Annotated in this window: 17 protein-coding genes; 4 read left to right on the top strand and 13 right to left on the bottom strand. The window is 28.5% G+C overall.

Going from position 1 to position 18,830, the window contains the following annotated elements:
- Positions 1 to 2: 2 nt before the first annotated feature.
- Positions 3 to 1,190, top strand: a complete 1,188-nt coding sequence (locus BXQ17_RS00470) for an acetate/propionate family kinase (protein WP_077808732.1) — start codon at positions 3 to 5, stop codon at positions 1,188 to 1,190.
- Between the two features lie 57 nt (positions 1,191 to 1,247).
- On the opposite strand, the gene BXQ17_RS00465 is transcribed toward BXQ17_RS00470, so the two are convergent.
- Positions 1,248 to 2,402, bottom strand: coding sequence for a T9SS type A sorting domain-containing protein (locus BXQ17_RS00465; RefSeq protein WP_077808731.1), 1,155 nt, complete (start codon positions 2,400 to 2,402; stop codon positions 1,248 to 1,250).
- 160 nt (positions 2,403 to 2,562) lie between these two features.
- Between BXQ17_RS00465 and BXQ17_RS00460 the strand changes: the two genes are divergently transcribed.
- Both BXQ17_RS00460 and BXQ17_RS00455 read left to right on the top strand, forming a co-directional pair.
- Positions 2,563 to 3,279, top strand: a complete 717-nt coding sequence (locus tag BXQ17_RS00460) for a YebC/PmpR family DNA-binding transcriptional regulator (protein WP_077808730.1) — start codon at positions 2,563 to 2,565, stop codon at positions 3,277 to 3,279.
- A gap of 244 nt (positions 3,280 to 3,523) precedes the next feature.
- Entirely contained in the window at positions 3,524 to 4,789 is a 1,266-nt protein-coding gene (locus BXQ17_RS00455) for a hypothetical protein (protein ID WP_077808729.1), read from the top strand.
- Here the strand turns inward: BXQ17_RS00455 and BXQ17_RS00450 are convergent.
- The 12 genes from BXQ17_RS00450 to BXQ17_RS00395 all read right to left on the bottom strand — a co-directional run bounded on the left by BXQ17_RS00450 (position 4,786) and on the right by BXQ17_RS00395 (position 15,988).
- The gene (locus tag BXQ17_RS00450; protein WP_077808728.1) at positions 4,786 to 5,877 is read right to left on the bottom strand and encodes an AMP-binding protein; all 1,092 of its coding nucleotides are present in this window, start codon (positions 5,875 to 5,877) and stop codon (positions 4,786 to 4,788) included. The genes BXQ17_RS00455 and BXQ17_RS00450 overlap by 4 nt on opposite strands.
- Entirely contained in the window at positions 5,867 to 6,835 is a 969-nt protein-coding gene (locus BXQ17_RS00445) for a CPBP family intramembrane glutamic endopeptidase (protein ID WP_077808727.1), read from the bottom strand. The genes BXQ17_RS00450 and BXQ17_RS00445 overlap by 11 nt, the downstream gene beginning before the upstream one ends.
- A gap of 3 nt (positions 6,836 to 6,838) precedes the next feature.
- A complete protein-coding gene (locus BXQ17_RS00440) occupies positions 6,839 to 7,876 on the bottom strand; it encodes an o-succinylbenzoate synthase (RefSeq protein ID WP_077808726.1) in 1,038 nt (345 codons plus the stop codon).
- An 8-nt stretch (positions 7,877 to 7,884) separates the two neighbouring features.
- Entirely contained in the window at positions 7,885 to 8,400 is a 516-nt protein-coding gene (locus tag BXQ17_RS00435; protein WP_077808725.1) for an SRPBCC family protein, read from the bottom strand.
- A 9-nt stretch (positions 8,401 to 8,409) separates the two neighbouring features.
- Positions 8,410 to 9,321 (bottom strand): 1,4-dihydroxy-2-naphthoate octaprenyltransferase, encoded by a 912-nt coding sequence (gene menA, locus BXQ17_RS00430; protein WP_077808724.1) that lies wholly within the window; start codon positions 9,319 to 9,321, stop codon positions 8,410 to 8,412.
- Positions 9,312 to 10,823: a PH domain-containing protein gene (locus BXQ17_RS00425; RefSeq protein ID WP_077808723.1), complete on the bottom strand. Its 1,512-nt coding sequence runs from the start codon at positions 10,821 to 10,823 to the stop codon at positions 9,312 to 9,314. Before BXQ17_RS00425 ends, menA begins: the two co-directional genes overlap by 10 nt.
- Positions 10,816 to 11,325 carry a PH domain-containing protein gene (locus tag BXQ17_RS00420; protein ID WP_077808722.1) on the bottom strand — a complete coding sequence of 170 codons (510 nt, stop codon included), beginning with the start codon at positions 11,323 to 11,325 and terminating at the stop codon, positions 10,816 to 10,818. Before BXQ17_RS00420 ends, BXQ17_RS00425 begins: the two co-directional genes overlap by 8 nt.
- 4 nt (positions 11,326 to 11,329) lie before the next feature.
- A complete protein-coding gene (locus BXQ17_RS00415; RefSeq protein WP_077808721.1) occupies positions 11,330 to 11,710 on the bottom strand; it encodes an SPOR domain-containing protein in 381 nt (126 codons plus the stop codon).
- Positions 11,711 to 11,712: 2 nt separating this feature from the next.
- Positions 11,713 to 12,492 carry a (Fe-S)-binding protein gene (locus tag BXQ17_RS00410; protein ID WP_077808720.1) on the bottom strand — a complete coding sequence of 260 codons (780 nt, stop codon included), beginning with the start codon at positions 12,490 to 12,492 and terminating at the stop codon, positions 11,713 to 11,715.
- 65 nt (positions 12,493 to 12,557) lie between these two features.
- On the bottom strand, positions 12,558 to 13,874 hold the full coding sequence (locus BXQ17_RS00405; protein WP_077808719.1) for a (Fe-S)-binding protein: 1,317 nt from the start codon (positions 13,872 to 13,874) through the stop codon (positions 12,558 to 12,560).
- A gap of 17 nt (positions 13,875 to 13,891) precedes the next feature.
- Entirely contained in the window at positions 13,892 to 14,848 is a 957-nt protein-coding gene (locus tag BXQ17_RS00400) for an MlaD family protein (protein WP_077808718.1), read from the bottom strand.
- Positions 14,849 to 14,902: 54 nt separating this feature from the next.
- Positions 14,903 to 15,988: an N-acetylmuramoyl-L-alanine amidase gene (locus BXQ17_RS00395; RefSeq protein ID WP_077808717.1), complete on the bottom strand. Its 1,086-nt coding sequence runs from the start codon at positions 15,986 to 15,988 to the stop codon at positions 14,903 to 14,905.
- Between the two features lie 92 nt (positions 15,989 to 16,080).
- Here BXQ17_RS00395 and BXQ17_RS00390 point away from each other — a divergent pair, with 92 nt between their 5' ends.
- Complete coding sequence (locus BXQ17_RS00390) at positions 16,081 to 18,774, top strand: putative LPS assembly protein LptD (RefSeq protein WP_222927892.1); 2,694 nt, start codon at positions 16,081 to 16,083, stop codon at positions 18,772 to 18,774.
- Positions 18,775 to 18,830: the final 56 nt, after the last annotated feature.

Genomic DNA, 18,830 nt, shown 5'->3' with positions numbered 1-18,830 from the left:
TTATGAATATTTTAGTTTTAAATGCAGGTTCTTCTTCTTTAAAATATCAAGTTATTGAAATGCCAAACGAAACCGTTAAATGTGTTGGTTTGGTAGAACGAATTGGTATGAAAGATGCTATTTTTTCACATGAAAACAATCATCAAAAAACTACAGAAACCTTACCAATTTTAAATCATAAAGAGGGTTTGCATAAAGTTGCAAATGCTTTGTTAGATTCTAAAATAGGTGTAATTAATAGTGTTTCTGAAATTAATGCAGTTGGTCATCGAGTTGTTCATGGTGGTAATAAATTTAACAAAACAACAATTGTTAACCAAGAAGTTAAAAACAGTATTAGAGATTTATATGATTTAGCGCCGTTACACAATCCTGCAAATTTAACAGGAATAGAAATTGCAGAAACTATTTTTACTTCTGCAAAACAAATAGCAATTTTTGATACTGCTTTTCATCAAACAATGCCAAAAGAGGCGTATCAATATGCTATTAAAAATTCTTTTTTAGAAGAAAATCATGTTAGAGCATATGGTTTTCATGGTACTAGTCATAAATACGTTTCAGAGAAAGCAATAGAATATTTAGGAAAAGCACATTCCAAAAAAATTATAAGTATTCATCTTGGTAATGGTTGTAGTATGGCAGCAATAAAAAATGGTAAATGTATTGATACTTCTATGGGTTTTGCACCATCTAATGGATTGATTATGGGAACTCGCTCTGGAGACATCGATCATTCTGTACTATTCTTTCTGATGAAAAAATTAAATCTGTCTTTAGAGGAAACATCAAATTTATTAAACAAAAATTCTGGTATGAAAGGGCTTACAGGTTTTTCTGATTTAAGAGAAATTTCTGAAAAAGCTATGAACGGAAATCAAGATTGTGAAAACGCTTTAAACCTTGCTTCTTATAGAATAAAAAAATATATTGGCTCTTATAATGCTGCTTTAAACGGATTAGATGCTATTATTTTTACAGCTGGTATTGGAGAAAATTCTGCTTTAATGAGAAAATTAGCATGCCACAATTTAGAAGCACTAAGCATACAATTAGATCATGATAAAAATAGTATTCGATCTAAAAAAATTAGAGAAATACAAACTAAGACATCTAAAGTAAAAGTTTTAGTAATTCCAACAAATGAAGAAATTGAGATTGCGAAACAAGCTTATAATTTATTAAAATAAAAAATCGAGTTCATATTTCAAGTAAATATGAACTCGATATACCCTTTTTTCTTTTTCTTAATTTTTAACTATACTTTTTGTCGCAAAATTTCCTTCATTAGATTGTACTTTTAATAAATAAGTACCCTTTACCAAATTTTCTAAATTCAAATAGTTTTTATTAGAGCTCATTATTCTTTTACCTACAATGTTGTAGATTTCAATATTTTTTAAAGAAAAATTACTATCATCTATTTTGATAATAGAAGTTGTTGGGTTTGGATAGACCTTAAAATCTTCTAATTTTATATGATTTAAACTTGCTGTAGCATCTCCATAAATATATGTAGTTCTATCGCTATTTGCATAACTAGAGGTAAGCAATTTGTTAATGTAAGGAAATCCAGAAAAAATATAATCTAATCCTGTACTATCTACAAACGGATGCGTATAAATAGAAAGTAGTTTTGTAGTATCATAAGTAAATGTACCATTACTACCAACTACCCAAATACCATTTTCTAAATAAAAATTTATTTCATTTGTTAGGTTTCCGTTTATATCATAAGTATATTCTGTTTTAGAATCATCTATAAATGTAATACCATTCCAAGTTTTTGTTAGTTCTAAAACCAATTTATTACTAGCATTGTACGTATAAGTTGTAATATCAGAATTCTGCCAATTAGTACCGTCCCATTCTTCAAAAACAGATTGTGAAATTTTATTGTTAGTATTGTAAGAAATTAGTGTTCTATCTTCTAACACATAAGTAGCACCATTCCAATCATAACTTAATCCATTAGAAATTCTCTTATTAGAATCGTAATTTATTTCAAATTTAGAATTTAAAACCCATTGTCCGTTACTCCAATCAAAATCAAAAAACTGTTCTACTTTACCATCTGCGTTATAAGTATACTCATACTTATATGAATTTACAAAAGTCTTAGAGCTTTCATCCCAATCTTTGTCAACCTCTATAATTAAATTGTTATTTGCATTATATGAAAATGAATATGAATATTGATTTTTCCATACCGAATTCGTTTGATCCCAATCTTGGTATATTTGACTAATTAAATTACCATTATTGCTATATTCGTATAATTCTTGATAACTTTTTTTCCATACACCAGAATCTTCGTATTCACCTAATGAGGACGTTAATTTTACTTGGCAAAAAACAGAAAAAGAAATAAAAGCACATAATAAAAGAGTAATTTTTTTCATAATTGATAGAGTTTTAGAATAGATATAAAACTATCTTAAAAAGTTCACCAAAACAATACCTACTTATAGGTATATTTTAATCGTAATTGAAGTTTAAAATAATTGTAAAACAGACTTCAAATTTTTACATTTGTAGCTATAATTTTAAAGAAACAAAGAAATGGGTAGAGCATTTGAGTTTAGGAAAGCAAGGAAGATGAAACGTTGGTCTGCAATGGCAAAAACATTTACCAGAATTGGTAAAGACATTGTAATGGCTGTTAAAGAAGGTGGCCCAAACCCAGAAACAAATTCTCGTTTACGTGCAGTTATTCAAAACGCCAAAGCGGCGAATATGCCAAAAGATAATGTAGAACGTGCCATTAAAAAAGCAACAGATAAAGATACTGCAAATTATAAAGAAGTTTTATTCGAAGGCTATGCACCACACGGTATTGCAGTTCTTTTAGAAACGGCAACAGATAACAATAATAGAACTGTTGCAAATGTTAGAGCAGCATTTAATAAATGTGATGGAAACTTAGGTACTTCTGGTTCTGTTGTTTTTATGTTTGACCATACCTGTAACTTCACTTTGAAAAAAGAAGATATTACAATGGATATGGAAGAATTAGAATTAGAATTAATAGATTTTGAAGTTGAAGAAGTTTTTGATGATGAAGAAGGTGTTATTATCTACGCTCCTTTTGAGCAGTTTGGAGCAATACAATCTTTCTTTGAAGAAAATAATGTAGAAATTTTATCTTCTGGTTTTGAAAGAATACCAACTACAACAACTAAATTAACAGAAGATCAGCAAGCTGATGTAGAAAAGCTATTAGAAAAATTAGAAGAAGATGATGATGTTCAAAATGTTTACCACTCAATGGAAATCTAAAATTTCGGCATGATACAATATAATAAAAGTCGTGATAATTAAATCACGACTTTTTTTTTGAATATTTTATGCAATAAGTTCAATCCCCCAATCTTATTATTACATAGCTTATTCACTATCTGTACAAATATAATATTCTTTTATGAGAATGTTAAATTTTAAACCCAACTTATCTACTACAACTGTTAAAATTTTACAATTTAACTACTATATTTGCACTACACAAAACAATAAAAACCTAAAAATGAAGTTGTTAAGATTTTACAAAAATTTAACCTTACTTTTATTTATACTACAATTTAGCACAGCCTGTTCTCAAGAGGTACTTGTTAAAGATCAAGATTATTGGTTTTATTATGATAAAGGTTACCTAGAAAGTGATTGGACAAATCTAAAAGATCTAACTAATTGGCAGAAAGGACTGACACCAATAGGTTACGGAGATAAAAAATTAACTACTACAATTAGCTACGGAGGTGATAAAGACAAAAAACATATCACTAAATATTTTAAAAAAAATATAGTTATTGATGATGACTATATTGCTTACGAATTTAAATTAAAAAGAGATGACGGTGCAGTTGTATATGTAAATGGCAAAGAACTCTTTAGAGATAATATGCCAAACATTACTATTGGAAAAACTACTTTAGCTAGCAGTACTACCAAAGGTGCAGAAGAAAAGAAATATTATCAACATTTTTTTGAAAACAACATTTTTGTAAAAGGTAAAAATACAATCAGCATCTCTATACATCAAGCTTATGAATATTCTAGCGATTGTATTTTCAGTTTAGAATTAATTGGGCATAAAAACCCAGAAATTCTGTCTTTTGTACTTGAAAACAAAGATAGAACCAACAATGAATTATCAAATAAAATTGAAATTCTAAATTCTAAATTAGAACATGATAAAATTGCCATTCAAAAAGAGAGTTTAGAAAGTACCAATTATAACCTTAAAATTATAGTGCTCTTAATAATAGTAATTTTTATTCTAGGAATTTTTGGGTATTATTTTACCTTATTAAGTTTTAAGAAAACAAATAAAGAGAAAAATAAAAAAATAGCCTCTCTAAAGAATAAAAACAATAATAGAGATAAAAAAATTATGATGTTAACCACAAATTTACTTCATAATAAGCAATACTTTAAAGAGATAAAAGCTGACATAAAAGGTCTTAAAACCGAAGATAAAAAAACAGTAAAAACAATTATCAATCAAATAGATAGTGTTCTAGAAAGAGATGAAGATTGGAAAACATTAACAGAACATTTTAATGCATTACATAACAATTTTTATGATAAGTTAATTGAAAAGCATCCTAATATTACAGAGACAGAACTAAGGCACTGCATGTTTATAAAACTTCATATGCAAACAAAAGAAATTGCAAGAATTTTTATGATAGATCCTAGATCTGTGCAAACTGCTCGTTACAGAATAAAAAAGAAATTAAACTTAGAAGAAAATGAGAGTTTAAGAGACTATCTTTTAAATTTCGATTAGAATTTTAATAAATTTAAAGTTTTATTTCTTTGAATTTTACTAGATTCTGTATACATAAATTCTGGTATGAAATAAATTTCTTTTGGTATTTCAAATTTAGTAAATAGATTTAAAGATTTTATTTTATTGATTATACCTTCTTTTTTTTCTGAAGTATTATCATCAGTATCTTCAATGATCAAAATTAATTTACTTCCCAATAAATCATCTGAAATTCCTGCTACAAAAAAAGGTTTTTGTAATACTTTAACTAGCTTACTTTCTATTACTTCTGGTTGTAATTTCACTCCGCCAGAATTAATTACATTATCAAATCTACCTAACCATTCAAATTGAGTATCAGAAATTAAACGAACAACATCATTTGTAAACAATACTTTTTCGCTAACTTTTACTGCATTAATTACCAAACAGTTTCTTTCATCAACATAAATAGTAACATTTGGCATGGTTTTGTAAAAGTTAGATTTATTGAAATTGGTTTTTAATGTTGAAAAGTTATTTAACTTTTTAACAGCAATATGTGTTATCGTTTCCGTCATTCCGTAGGTAGCAAAAACATCCGTAGAAACATTTTGTAGTTTTACTAATAAAGGGTTTGAAACTACACCACCACCAACAATAAGTTTACGTATCTTATCTAAATAATTGATAGAATTTTCTACTTGCAAAGGAACCATCGCAGAAAAATCGTAAATTTTAGAAACATTTTCTAATGGATTTGAATTTGGTGTAACAATGTCTAAAGACCAACCTAAAGTAAGTGCTCTAATTAACATCATCTTACCAGCTACATAACTAGCGGGCAAACATAACAAAGCAGTTGTTTCTGCTTTTAAATTAAAATAATTACCTGTAGCTGTAGCAGAATTAAACATTCTCTCTTTTTGAAGCTCTATGTTTTTAGGCTTTCCTGTAGAACCAGAGGTTTGTATGATTACTGAATTACTATCGGAAAACCATTCTTCTAGAAATAGAAAAACATCTTTAGAAATTTTAGACGCATAATTTAATAACTCTACAGAATTGCTAAATGAGTTTCCGTTTAATTGAAAGCTATTATGAATGTAATTCTTACTATAATTCATCTAAAACCCTATAATTTTCTTTTAAATTAATTGGTTTTGTTATTCGACCAGTCAACTTTTCTTTCCAATTAGACCAACCATATTTTTTTGAAAATAATAAAAGCATTAAAGGATATAAAACAAAAACAGGTAGAAACATCTCCCAAGTTACAGATGGTTCTGAGGTATCAATATACAAAGCTTCTGTTTGAAAAACACTCCAATCTGTAGTTATAAAAAAAGCAGCAGTTATGTTGTTGATTGCATGTAAACCTAATGCAATTTCAGTTCCTTCATCCATTAAAGTTACAATACCATAAAACAAACCAGTACCAATGTAGTACACCATAGATATTTGCCCAAGTTTAGCAACTTCGGGATTTGCGCCATGTAAAAGACCAAAAACAACCGAGGTAAAAAGTAATGGTAACCATCTATTTTTTGCTAAAATACCCAAACCTTGCATTAAATAACCTCTAAACAACAACTCTTCTAAAGTAGTTTGAAAAGGCAGAAACAAAAAAGAAATTGCCAGTAATATAAAAAATGGTTTCGGATTAAAATTCCAAGTAAAATTTTCTGGAGCTAATAAAATACCGATATAAGAAAGTACGATTGCTAAAATTCCCCAGACAAAAAATCCGTAGAAAAAACGTTTCCAATCGACTTTATCTCTACTTGTAATTAATGATTTAATTGTTCTTTTATGAATAAATTTAATACTGATAAACAAAAACATCAACCCTATAAAAAAGGTTAAAATCATTAGAAACAATAATAAATTCTTATCTAAGCCAGACGTCATAAAATTACTTTCTGCAAATTCTACAAATTCATTTATATCTTTCGATTTTGCCGCAACAGCCATTGCTAAAGGAATTATACCTAATATTTGCCATCCTAAGAAAACTAAAATAATTGTAAAAACCCAATGATACCATTCATTTTTACCTTTATATGCTTGTTGTATAAAATTCATTATTTATAATTTAAAATTCCATTTTACAGAATTATTATACCTTAAAGATCCGTTGACAACCTCTAACGGACTTTCGAAATTATTAGTAAACAAACCACCAGTTCCTAAACCTTGCGGTAAATTATTTTGCAAACTAAACGTGTATTGCGCAATAGCATTTAAGCCAATATTACTCTCTAAAGCAGATGTAATCCACCAATTTATATCTTTTTTTTCTGCTAATTCAATCCAAGTATCACTTCCCTTAAATCCGCCAATTAAACTTGGTTTTAAAATAATATACTGCGGATTCACTATATCTAGAACTTGTTTCTTTTCTTCTGTTGAAAAAACACCAATTAACTCTTCATCTAAAGCGATAGGTAATGGTGTTAGATCACATAATTTAGCCATTTCTTCTAGTTGACCTTGTTTTATTGGTTGCTCTATCGAGTGCAAATCTAACTCTGATAATTGTTTTAGCTTTTCTAAAGCTTCACCAGAACCAAAAGCTCCATTTGCATCAACTCTTAATTCTATTTCTTTAGAGGTGAACTCTTTTCTAATAGATTTTAAGAGACTCAATTCGGTTTTAAAATCTATCGCACCAATTTTCATTTTAATACAAGTAAAACCCGTTTTAAGTTTCTCTTCTATTTGAGTTTTCATAAAGGCTTTATCGCCCATCCAAACCAAACCATTAATCGCTATCGATTTATTTCCTTTTGTAAATTCTGACGGAAACAAATTAAAACCATTACTACTTTCTAAGGATAAAAAAGCTTGTTCTAAACCAAATTGAATTGATGGATAAGTTGATAATTTGGTCAATAAAACCTCTAATCCTAAATGAATATTTTTACAAACCCAGTTAAGTCTTTCTTCGTAATCTTTAACATCATCTATACTCAACCCTCTAAACAAACCTGTTTCACCGAATCCTTTTTTACCATCTTTACTAAGAATAATAAACCAAGTTTCTTTAGTTCTTAAAACTCCACGCGATGTTCCGCTAGGGTTTTTAAAATTTAAAATATATTTTTTATAATCTGCTTTTATCAATTTAAAACTTATTTATTTTCAATAAAATCTTTAAAATTATTAAGATACGTTTGGTCTTGTTCTCTAAAAGTGCTTTTAAAATAAGGGAACATGCATGCCATTATAAAAGAATCGCTTTGGCAATTTGCATTTAACGTAATTGTTGTTTTTCCGTTATTTTCTGTAAAAAGGTAATCATCTTTTTTCAACATATTTTCTGCGTCGTAAAACAACGTTAGTTTTTCATTCGGAACATATGCTACAATTTTTTCTGTTAAATTGATTTCTTGTTCTTGATTGATAACTACAACATTATAAATACTACCTGTAATTCCTGGATTGTTTTTTACAACCTCTACAGATTGTACTTCTGGTATCCAGTTTTTTATGCTATCGATTTTAGAGAAATTATTAAAAACCTCTGTAATAGGCTTATCAATTTCTACTTTAGCACTGTATTTGGTTTCTTTAACAATAAGACCTGTAGCTAAAAAGGCCAAGAATAAAACCGAAATAATGATTAAAATAATTTTTATTGTTTTCATTTTAATAATTTAAAAAAGTTGACCAACAGAAAATAAAATAGCAAACAAAAAAGTACTTAAAGCAACTTTTTTTAATTCTCCATCTAATTCTGAAGGTATTTTATTTTTAGAAACTGTATTGATATTTTTAATTAAAGGTAAAAATGCCATCAAAAAAACTAGTTGATAAATAGAAGTAAAATCTATAAAAACATATATCAATGCAAAAACCAGTGCAGAAATAATTAAAAAGTAATGATATTTCTTAGCTTTTTTAGACCCTAGTTTTACAACCAATGTGTTCTTATTATTTACTTTATCTTCTTCTCTATCTCTTAAATTGTTTAAGTTAAGAACAGCTGTACTTAGCAAACCAACAGAAATAGCAGGTAAAAAAATAGTTAAATTCAGTTGATTTGTATACAGAAAGTAACTACCAACCACACTAAGTAAACCAAAAAACAAAAACACAAACAAATCACCAAATCCGCTGTAACCATAAGCAGAATTACCAACTGTATACTTTATTGCTGCAACAATAGAGGCAATTCCTAAACCAAAAAATAAGATTGAATACACGAAATTTTCGCTACCAAAAGCAACATAAATTAATGCCAAAGCAATTAAAATCGTAATTATTGCAGTCACAATCATTGCGTTTTTCATTTGTTTCGGAGTAATCGCTCCAGAAGAAACCATTCTTGCTTCGCCTGTTCTGTTTTTATCACTTCCTTTTACACCATCGCCATAATCGTTTGCAAAATTAGACAATACTTGAAACCCGATTGTTGTTAAAATAGCCAACCAAAAAATAGGCGATTTTAAAACTGAACCTTCTGTATTTAATTCATTAAATCCTAAAGCACTACCAATAATAATTCCAGAAATAGATAAAGGAAGTGTTCTTAAGCGTGCCGCTTTTATATAACTTTTTACATCCATGATTTTGTACTACTTTCTACTTTAAACAAGGTATAATTATAAATATGCAATGCTTTATCAAAATCTACACATGGTAGTTTTACTTTACCAGAAGCTGTTTGAAAAACCAAATCTGCTACGTTTTTTCTTTCTTGAAAAATGCTTTGCTTCATCTTAATATTTTGTACTTTAAAAAAAGGCAAATATGTTTTATGAGTTTCTAAAATTCCTGTACCAATTAATAGAACATCCTTAGAAAATTTAAAAATTCTCTTTCTGTAAAAAAAATGAACAGCAACTAGATAAATAGGAATAATTATTAGATTTATCCAAAAAGCATTGTATTCCTCGATTCCAAAAAAGAACAATACATTTAAAGGAATAAAGAAAAATAAAGACCTGATATAATTTCTGTATTTTAAGTAAATATTAGAATTTTGAAAGCTAATATCTTGTAGTTCTTTATTAAAGGACAAAAGGCTTTTAACCTCGGTTACTTGTTCTTCTTTACAGCCAACAATTCTTATAATTTTATCTTTTTGCTTTTTATTTACCTTGCCACTTATTGCTTGTTTAAAAGTAATAAAAGAGATTCCTAACTTTCTTTTAATGGGATTGGTAGAAATAGTTATGTGTTGAATTTTACTTTTCTTTAAAATTACCGATTTTTTAGTAGTTAAACCTTGATAAACTTCTAATGCATCATTTTTTATAAAAACAGTTAAGTTAAAATGTTTAAAAACAACACGTACAATAGAACTTAAAACAGCAACAATAGATAAAAAGACTAACAAACCTACAATTAAAAACACACTTGTTTTTAGTGCTGAAGCATTGTTTGAAATAAAATTACTTAATTCTTCTTTTTTCCCTAAACCTTTAAATAAATCGTCTACTTGCTGAAAAAAACCAACTAAAAGGGCAAACAACAACAATAAACTTTGCAAATGATTCTCTGTAAGACTAACTTTTAACAACGATAAGAAACCTATTTTTAAAAGTGGTTTCTCTTTTTCTTTTTCTACCTGTTCTACTTTTAAACTTTCCTTATCACTAAATACCGTAACAATATTTTTTAAGTCTTTTGCATCTTTAAAAGAAAGTGCTTTTATAGAAATTTCTGCTTCACTAGACCCTGCAGTTTCTACATTAACTTCATGTACATTTATAATCTGCTGAATAATATTCTGCTTGAAATTTATATTCTGAATTCTATCAAAAGGAATAGAGGTATTTGTTTTTTTTATAATTCCTTTTTGTAAAACAAAATGTTTGTTTTCTACTTTAAACTTAAAGTTTTTAAAAATTAAATAGGCACGAACTAACAAGAAGATCAATAGAACTGCAACACCTAAATAAATATATAAAAGCGTTTCTTGAGTAATTTTAGAAAACTTTTGAATAAATAAAAAAAGTAAAATCCAAAAAGCTTTTAAAAACTTGTAAATTAAGTTAAGATAAATTACAATAATTCCTTTTTTAGATTGTCTTCTAAATTGGCTAAAATCGTTTATTTTATCCATCTATTTTATTAGTGATGAATTCTTTAATATGTAAAGATTGCTCTTTTAAAAGGCCTTTAATTTTTAAATCGTCGCTACTATCACCTGCTGTAAAAACACTTAAAGTTGCTAATCCGAAAAAACGAGAAATTGGCCCTTGATCTATTTCTACATGCTGTATTCTGTTGAAAGGAACCGTAGTTAAACTCTTGTACAAAAGTCCTTTTTTGTAAGAGATATCTTTTTCTCTTACTGCATATTTTCTTTTCTTAAAACCTAAAATTTCAAAAATTACTGTAAAAATTAAAAGTAATATAAGCGCAGAAAATATCCATATATAATGTTGTCCTAATTCTAACCAATCTTTATAAACTACAAAAAATGCACCAATAAACAAGGTTAAGAATAGTATAAGAACGTTAATTAATATAACTTTAAAATAATTCTTTTCTATCTTCTTAAAATCTATACTTTCTATTTCTGGGAAAGAAAAAACCTCAGTATTTTGAAAAGAATCCGTCATTAAATTAATTTTGTAATGCTTGTGAAATCCCTACAGGCTTATCATTTAACAATGCTTGTACAAAAGCATCTTGATACTTTTTTCTTAAAGCTCTGCAAGATTCTTTTGCTTCTTGATACGTACTAAATGATCCTAATCTATATTTTGTTAATGAATTCTCATAGTATAGCGAGACTCCTTCTAAGTTTTCTAAAGATTCATTTGTATTTTTTAATGCTGCAATCTGTAAAGTAAATATTAAAGCATCTTCTTGTACTTCTACGTCTGATACAGGAGCTACCGTATCAATTTGCTGAATTACTTCAACAGGAGGTTCTTGTTTCTTTTCTGTTTTAGTACAAAAAAGAAAAAGGAAAGTAAAACATAAAAAAAATACTTTTTTCATCTTTATAAATTATTGGCTTCAGCAATTAACTCTGCAATATCTTTTACAACAACTTCGGCTTCTTTTTCTTTAAATTTTATACCATCTGTCATCATAGTGTTACAGTAAGGACATCCTGTTGCTATAATATCTGGTTTTGTTTCTAAAGCATCTTCTGTTCTTAGAATATTAATTTCTTTATCTCCTTTTTCGGCATCTTTAAACATTTGCGCACCACCAGCACCACAACATAAAGCTGTAGATTTGTTACGTTTCATTTCTGTTAAATTAACACCTAATCTTCTAATTAAATCTCTTGGAGATTCATAAACCTCGTTTGCCCTACCTAAATAGCAAGGATCATGAAAAGTTACTTTTTTTCCTTGTAAAGTAGTTTCATCAATATTTAAACGACCTTCTGATATAAGGTTTTGTATGAACTGTGTATGATGAAGTACCTCATACTTACCTCCTAAATTAGGATATTCGTTTTTTAGTGTATTAAATGAATGCGGATCGCAAGTAACAATTTTCTTTACTTCATATCCGTTTAAAACTTCAATATTCATCATTGCTTGCATTTGAAAAAGAAACTCGTTTCCTGCTCTTTTTGCTGCATCTCCTGTAGAAGATTCTTCAGTTCCTAAAACTGCAAAATCTACATTTGCTTTGTGTAAAATTTTTACAAAAGCTCTAGATATTTTTTTAGCTCTATCGTCATAACTTCCTGCTGCTCCAACCCAAAACAACACTTCTGGTTGTTTTCCTTGAGCCATCATATCTGCCATTGTTGGTACGTTCATCTTTTAAGATTTTAGTGTTTCATTTTAATTTCTATACTAGAAAATTAAAATCAAAAAAATTAATTCTATTCTTCGTTAGCCCAATTTAATCTATCTTGTTGGTTGTATGGCCAAGGCGCACCGTTGTTTTCTATATTTGTCATCATAGAATTTAATTCTTGTGGCGCAGCACTTTCTTCCATAACTAAATATCTTCTCATATCCATAATAATAGAAAGCGGATCGATATTTACAGGACATTCTTCTACACAAGCATTACAACTTGTACATGCCCATAATTCTTCTGGAGTAATATAATCGTTTAATAATTGCTTGCCGTCTTCTTTAAAAGCACCGCCATTGGCATCTATATTTCTACCAACTTCTTCTAAACGATCTCTTGTATCCATCATAATTTTACGCGGAGACAACTTTTTACCTGTTAAATTAGCAGGACAAGAAGAAGTACATCGACCACATTCTGTACACGTGTAAGCGTTTAAAAGCTGTACTTTATTAAGATCTAAAACATCTGATGCTCCAAACTTTTCTGGAACCTCTTCTTCTGCTCCTTCTGCAGGTGCAGCATAAGGATCTGCATCCGGATCCATCATCAATTTTACTTCATTAGTTACAGATTCTAAGTTTGTAAATTGTCCTTTCGGATTTAAGTTTGCAAAGAATGTATTCGGAAAAGCTAATAAAATATGTAAATGTTTTGAATAGTATAAATAATTTAAGAATACTAAGATTCCTAAAATGTGTATCCACCAAGCTGCTCTTTCAATTAGATGTAAAGTTTCTGCTGTAAAACCATCAAATAATGGCGCAACAAATTGACTTATCGGGTTTCCAATTCCAGCTTGCTGAAAACTTGTATCTGTTGCATTCATCACTATAAAAAGTGTCATTAAAACCATTTCGAAATATAGAATCATATTTCCGTCTGCTTTTGGCCAACCTTTCATTTCAGAACTTAAAAAACGTTTAATATTGGCAACGTTTCTTCTTGTCCAGAAAATAATTACCGCTACAAATACTAAGAATGCTAAAATTTCGAATGTTCCTATTAAAAATCCGTAGAAAGCTTCCCCTAAGAAACCTAAAAAGATTCTATGGGTTCCGAAAAGCCCATCAATAATAATTTCTAAAACTTCTATATTTATAATGATAAAACCAACATAGACAACAATGTGTAGAAATCCAGAAATTGGTCTTTTCACCATTTTAGATTGCCCTAAAGCAATCTTTATCATATTTTTCCAACGTTCTTGCTTGTTGTCTGTTCTATCTATTTTTTTACCTAAATTAATATTTCTGTATAATTTACGGATATTCATCACAAAAAAGCTGATACCAGCAATTAATGCGATAGCAAAAAGGATATTTGGTAAGTACTGCATGTAAATGGGGCTAATTATTAGTTAAAATTAGGTTTTATTTCTTCGTCGTAAGGCTCTGGACTTTTACCAAAGATAGAAAAATGTATATATCTTTTTGGATTAAGTTTAATATCTCTTAGCAATTCTTCTAATTCTTTTGTGGCTGCTTCTAAATTATCGTACATTCTTTTGTCGTTAATTAGTTTACCTATTGTACCGTCTCCTGAGTTTATTTTTTTAGACATAGCATTAAAATTACTAACTGCTTCTTCTGCTTTTCTAATAATTTTATTAAAGTCTACAGTATTTAAACTATCAGAAACTTTACTAAAGTTTTCGGTAATATTTTTGGTGTTTTCAAAAGTAACTTTTAAGTTCTCTTGATTATCTATAACCATGGCATTTACTGCTTGTATTGTACTTCTAATATCTTGTATGGTTCCAGATAAATTAGAAACAGAACTATTTATACCGTTAATTGTTTTGTCATTTAAAATCTTATTAACACCACTAAATAATGTATCTGCTCTAACAATTACTCTTTCTATTTTTTGTTGCAACGGATTTAATCTTTCTCCTATAGACGTAAAAAGACTTTCTTCCATTTCACCTTCTAAAATATCTCCAGAAACAGCCATTTCACCTTCGTAATTGGGCACAATTGCTAAATTAGAACCACTTAAAGGATTTGGTGAATAAATTTTTACAATACTTTTTTTAGAAAACTGAAAATCATTGTCTACAATAAAAGTAACAATTAAGTGTCCTCTTTTTTCTACACTCGTATCAAACTCTATCTTATCTACCTTACCTACTTTTAAACCATTTATTGTTACTGCACTAGATCTAGAAAGCCCTCCAATTTTTGCGTATTCTACTTTAAAAACACGTAACCCAGGATCCAATATATTTTGTCCTTTTAGGAAATTAAATCCCCAAACAAATATTACAATAATGATTAATGCAATTATTCCTGTTTTTAATTCTTTAGACATGTATAGACGTTTTACAACAAAATTAGTGATAATTTTTATTAGAATCTGTTTATTTTACTGCATTTTTAAAGCTTCTTTAACAGAAATTTTCTCTCCGTTTTTAACTGCAACAATAAATGCACTTTTGTAACCTTTTGATTTTGCAAGAGATAAAGCCTTTTTTACTAAATTATAAGAAGTTGAGTTACCGTAATAATACTTGTAATAACCACCTACTTTAACGCGCTCTATATTTTTTAAACCTTTAAAATTATAAGATTTTGTAGCAATTTTATTTTTACCAGAAGCTACTTGCACTTTAAATTCTACTTCATCAAAATAATTTTTACTAGTTACATCTTCTAAAACTGTGTTTAATTTTTGATTTTTGATGTAATTATAAATAGCATCTGCAATTTCATTTGCCATTTTTGTTTGACCGCTACTAGAGTTTAAAAACCTACCTTCTTTTTTATTTGTTAAAAAGCCCAACTCTACCAAAACACTTGGCATAATCGTTTCTCTTAAAACCTGAAAGTTATCTTGCTTAACCTTTCTGTTATTCCTCTTTAACTTGAATGTAAAATTATTTTGAATAAGGCTTGCAATGGCTAAACTTTTATCTAAGTTTTCTTCTTGCAACAGAGACAATCCAATTACAGATTCTGCAGAATTAGAATCGAAACCTTCATATCTATTTTGATAATTATCTTCTAATAAAATTGCAGCATTTTCTCTTTTTGCAATTTCTAAGTTTTTTTTATTTCCTCTTAAACCTAAAACAAAAGTTCCTGCTCCGTATGCATTTGATGTGTGCGAATCGCAATGTATTGATACAAATAAATCTGCTTTGGCATGATTTGCTATATCACCTCTTTTCCATAAATCTATAAAAACATCAGACTTTCTAGTAAAAATAACTTTAACATCTTTGTATTTCTTTAAGTTAGCTCCTACTTTTAGTGCTACTTTTAAAGCAATATTTTTCTCTTTGTATCCGTTACCTAAATTACCAGGATCTTTTCCTCCGTGGCCAGCATCTAAAACCACTACATACTCTTTTTGAGCATGTATTGTAATACTGTTTCCTACAAATATGAAGAGTAGTAGAAAAAGAATTTTACTTTTGATGATATTTTTGTGTTTTTGTTGGGATTGCATCAATAAAATTTAACTAATTTTGAATTCTTAAGTTTGGTGTTTCAAATATTACGCCATATTTTTATTCATTTACAAAAATAGTATTAAAAGCATTGCAAACAAACCTATCATATATACTTTTATTTTGCTGCTTCTTTTTTACAAAGTTAGGTTTTTCTCAAGATATTAAACCTACTAAAAAAATAGTAGTTCCAATAAAAAAGAAAGATACTATTCCGAATACAAAAAGAGATAGTATTTTTTCAATAAAAAAAGACTCTTTAGCTATCAAACAAAAAGATTCTGTTTCTGTAGATTCTATAAAACCCAAAGAAACTATAGAAGATCTTATTACCCACGTTGCCAAAGATTATACTATTCAAAATGCCAAAGACAAATCTGTAACCTTATATAACGAAGCTAATATTACGTATACAGATATCGATTTAAAAGCAGGTATTATAAAAATCGATTATACTAAAAACACCCTTTTTGCAAAAGGGATTATAGACAGTACAGGCTATACACAAAGACCTGTTTTTAAACAAGGTAACGAAGAATCAGAACAAGATTCTATTATCTATAATTTTAAATCTAAAAAGGCAATAATTTACGGTTTAAAAACCAAACAAGGCGAAATGTTTACGTTTGGTAACAAGACAAAACGTGTAAACGATTCAACAATTTATGTTAGAGATATAAAGTTTACAACTTCAGAAAAATTAGATTATTTTATTGGTACCAATAAAGCTAAAATTATACCCGGTAAAAAAATTATTGTTGGTGGCAGTCAATTATACATTGCAGATATTCCAACACCAATTTACTTACCTTTTGCATATTTTCCTATCACACAAAATAGTATTTCTGGTTTTTTAATTCCGGCTTTTGATACTGGAAGTAGCGATCGAGGAATCGGGTTTCAAAATGGAGGTTATTACTTTGCAATTAATGATTATGTAGATCTTGGTATTACAGGTGATGCTTATTCTAACGGTAGTTGGGGATTTAGAGCAAACTCTAATTATAAAGTTCGTTATCGTTTCAACGGATCTTTTAATTTTAGTTTCGAAAACAATATAAATGGCATTAGAGGTTTTGATGATTTTAGCAAGAGTAACAATTTTAATTTAAGATGGTCGCATAATCAAGACACAAAAGCGAGCCCTAATTCTCGATTTACAGCTTCTGTTAACTTAGGAAGTAGTAAATTTTTTAGAGAATCTCAAAATCAATTTAACATTGCACAAACACAAACTAACACGTTTAATTCTTCTATAAATTATAGTAAAACATTTGTTGGCACACCTTTTAATTTAAATGTTACTGCGCAACATCAACAAAATACAAATACAGAAAAAATTACCATGACATTGCCTGCTTTAACTTTAAACATGAGCAGAATTTATCCTTTTGCAGGTAAAAACGGCGTAAAAAAGAACGCAATTCAAAAAATGGGTTTTAACTATATTTTAGATAGTAAATACCTTATCAATACTACAGATGATGATTTTTTAACGGCCAAAATGTTTGAAACCGCAAGAGCTGGTATGCAACACAGAACCGGAACAAATACCAATTTTAAAGCATTTAAATATTTTACGGTTTCACCAAGTGTAAATTACACAGAAACTTGGCAATTCGATTATATTGATAAAAAATACGATGCTGTTAATGAAACTGTTGTTACAGATACAATTAGCGGATTTAAAACATTTAGAGAATATAATGCCGGTTTAAGTTTATCTACTAATATTTATGGTACTTTTAATATAAATAGAGGACGATTAAAAGCTATAAGACATACAATTAGACCCTCGATTTCTTATTCTTACAGACCTGATTTCGAAGAACAATACATCCGTAAGGTACAAGCAAGTACAGATCCTAATGACTTAGAAGAATTTACAATTTTTGATCAGGGAATTTATGGCTCTCCTTCTTCCGGAATTAGTAATTCAATAGGAATTACCTTAAACAACGTTTTAGAAGCTAAAGTTGCACCCAAAGATCCTGACAGTGATGCAGAAGATGAAAAAATATCAATTTTAAATAATTTAAATTTTAGTAGTTCTTATAATATTGCTGCAGATAGTTTGCGTTGGTCTAATGTTAATTTTTCTGCAGGTACTAGGCTTTTAAAAGACAAATTATCAATAAACTTTAGTGGTTCTATAGATCCTTACAAAGTAGTGGCTTCAGAATCTGGATCACCAATTAGAATTAATGAATTTAACTCTAACTTTTTAGGAAGATTGTCTAACGCCAGTTTAACAGCGAATTACTCTATTTCTAGTTCTGACTTCAAAAAAGATAAAGAAGGTAAAAAAGACAACAACAGAGATCCCAATAATACTCCAGACGTTATAGGCGCAAATATTGATCCGACAAATAGATTCGGACAAGTTAACAATGCAGTAAATAACACAGAAGAAGATAAAAACAAATCAGCAAAACTTTACCACGCAGACATACCATGGACTTTAAGTTTAGCGTATTCTACAAGTTATGTAAATAACGGAATCGACGGAGGAAACATTGGTATTCATAGCGTTATTTTTAATGGAAATGTAGAGTTGTCGCCTAAATGGAAATTAGGATATTCTTCTGGATATGACTTTAAGAATGGTGCATTTACATTTTCTAGATTTAATTTTACAAGAGACTTAGATAGCTGGAATTTCAACTTTAATTGGGTTCCTTTTGGAACCAACTCTTCTTACACATTTTTTATCGGTGTAAAATCTTCTGTATTATCAGATTTAAAATGGGATAAAAATAAACCGCCAGATAGAAGACTTTTTTAAAATGAATATATTATCCTTTTTAAGTTTAACAACTTTTGGATTTTATTTTTTCATTA

It is taken from the genome of Polaribacter sp. BM10 (assembly GCF_002005425.1).
Classification (GTDB): domain Bacteria; phylum Bacteroidota; class Bacteroidia; order Flavobacteriales; family Flavobacteriaceae; genus Polaribacter; species Polaribacter marinaquae.
This window is presented reverse-complemented; position numbering and strand designations above follow the sequence as displayed.